The sequence below is a fragment of the Brevundimonas sp. SL161 genome (genome assembly GCF_049896985.1).
Classification (GTDB): Bacteria; Pseudomonadota; Alphaproteobacteria; order Caulobacterales; family Caulobacteraceae; genus Brevundimonas.
Window position 1 is genome coordinate 1 of record NZ_JAFCVJ010000066.1, and the last position, 2,465, is coordinate 2,465.

1 protein-coding gene and 1 pseudogene are annotated in these 2,465 nt (G+C 65.6%); both read left to right on the forward strand.

Going from position 1 to position 2,465, the window contains the following annotated elements; translation table 11 throughout:
• Nucleotides 1–239, forward strand: a pseudogene (locus ACP7AU_RS17570) (aldehyde dehydrogenase family protein); the annotation flags it as partial.
• 593 nt (nt 240–832) lie between these two features.
• A complete protein-coding gene (locus ACP7AU_RS17575) occupies nt 833–2,248 on the forward strand; it encodes a serine hydrolase domain-containing protein (protein ID WP_426052259.1) in 1,416 nt (471 codons plus the stop codon).
• Nucleotides 2,249–2,465: the final 217 nt, after the last annotated feature.

Genomic DNA, 2,465 nt, shown 5'->3' on the forward strand with positions numbered 1-2,465 from the left:
CACGGGTGATGTTCGAGTTCAAACGGCTGGTTGAGGCCAATATGAACGATCTGGCCGAACTGTTGTCGGCCGAGCACGGCAAGGTCGTCGCCGACTCCAAGGGCGACATCCAGCGCGGTATCGAAGTGATCGAGTTCGCCTGCGGCATCCCTCATGTCCTGAAGGGCGAATACACCCACGGGGCCGGCCCCGGCATCGACGTCTATTCGATGCGCCAGCCTCTGGGCGTCGTCGCGGGCAGGCCGAAATAGGCGCAGGTTTCCCCAATCACCATCGGTAACGAGAATTACAGGGCGTCATAGTTCAGGGAATCCAGCCATCGCCAGCTGATGTACCAAGCACCGACTGTGAGGCTGACGACTGCGAAAAATTGATACAGGCTCTCGATCACCAGGGAATTTTCGAGCGGCTGTGGAGGCCGCCGATTCTCGAACTTGGTGGAGTAGAAATCAAGCGGTTTTGCCACGATCCGTTACTTGCACTCTGGTCGTCGCGTGCGGTCCGGCCGCGGGGCCGAGGGCGGCAGGCCACCCGGAACTTGGATACTGTCTGATCTTGCTCCTATCAGTCGAGCGTGCCGCCAGCTACCGTCACGTGGTGTTCTCTGTCGTCGAACCGCTGGAGCCGTTTCACGGAATGGCGCTTAGGCGAAAAGCGGGCAGGGCGGGAATGACCGGGTCTGACTCGCAGCGTCGGCGCGGAATATCCGCTCTTCAACATCGCTTCAAAGACCAACCTTCTGCCCGGGCCAAACCACGACGCCGTCAGAATTCGTCGCATTGACCGTAGCTGCAACGCGGCGTTCCTTCCCCCGCACAGGCAGGGGAAACACATGCTGAACCGACGTGGACTGATGGGAGCGGCGCTTGTGGGGATAGGCCTCGCAGGCTGTGGCGAGGAGGCGGCGTCGGAACCGCAGTTGGGGCCGGCGGGCGACGGATCCCCGCCGCCCTTGCCCGAAAGACTGGCCGCGACGCTCGGCGCGCTTGTGAACGGCTCCGGAAGCGTCGGCGGGGTGGTCGTGGCTGCCCGCCACGGTGAGCCCGCCGGGGTCTTTGCCTGGGGCGACGCCCGACGCTCCCCGCGCCGACCGGTTACGCCAGAAACCCTGTTCCACATCGGCTCGAACGGCAAGTTCATCACGGGCGTAGCGGTGCTCCAACTTGTGCAGGCGGGCAGGATCGCTCTGAGCGATCGGCTTGGCGCCCATGTGACGGGTCTGCCCTCCGTGCTGGCCCAGACGCCGATCGCGAACCTGCTGCACCAGACCACGGGCCTGCCCGACTATCTGGATCAAGTGGAGGACTGGTCCGAACCGGTCAGCCGTCGGATGATCTTCGATGCGGTGTCAGAGGGCCGCGACTTCGAGCCCGGCGAGGCCTGGGCCTATTCCAACACCAACTATTTCGTTCTCGGCTGGCTGATCGAGGCGGTCAGCGGAATGACCTATGCCGACTATGTGCGCGAGCGCGTATTCGCCCCCGCCGGCCTTCCCTTCGCGCGCCCGGACGCGTCCGGGACCGACATCGCCGCCCGCGCGCAGGGCTTCACCCTGAACGGTGACGAACTGTCCAAGGCTGACCAGATGGAGGACGAGATGAGCCGCGCGGCCGACGGCGGCGTCCTGTTCTGCGCTCTGGACTGGGCCCCCTGGTGTCGAGCCCTCGCTGCCTCGACCCTGATGTCACCTGAGACCACAGCCCTGGCCTGGCAGCCCGGGAGCCTCCGCACCGGCCGCGCCGCGCCTTACGGAGCCGGTGTCTTTCTGGAGCGGTGTCGCGGTCAGGCGCTCCACCACCACACCGGGTCGGTGCCCGGGTTCGTCTCCCAGACGATGGCGTTCGGCGGATCAGGCATCCAGGTTCTGGCTGTCTGCAACACCGACGAGGACGGTGAACCGCCGCTGGAGGACCTGGCCCTCGCCATAGCCGAGGGGCTCGCCCCCGGCTCGACCTATTTGACCCAGCCCGTGATGGCCGAGGACGCCCGGACCGCCCTCTTGCGCCGCGCCTTTCGCCGCGCTGACGCCGATCTGCCTGACAGCCTACTGGCATCCGAGATCATCGCCTCGGGCGGCGAGACAGCCCCGTCATGGGGCGTACGGCGCGGACACGTCTTCGCACCGGTCGAGCGCTGGTCAGCCACTGGAGGCGAGATGGTCCGGTATCGGTGGGTCGGCGACAACGGGGAAAGAGGCCACATCGTTGTCGGCTGGACCGAGGACGACGAGGTGTTCTGGATCTACTGATCCGCAGGGGCCGCGCGTCGCTGGTGGCGGTCAGGGAACTCCCGGCGCCATTTCACGGAATGGAGCTCAGACGAGGCGATGGGGCCAACGTCTGCTTTGGGTGGCGGGCTCAACTGATCGCTGCAACACACGCGGCGAAGGTCTCCGCTGGCGTCCGATAGAGCAAGGTCTTTCTGGGCCGTTCATTGAGCTGCCGGGCGATGGCGTTTAGCTGGGG

Bases quoted from the DNA above. Each gene is read 5' to 3' on its own strand.
- ACP7AU_RS17575 (WP_426052259.1), top strand. From the start codon at position 833: ATGCTGAACCGACGTGGACTGATGGGAGCGGCGCTTGTGGGGATAGGC.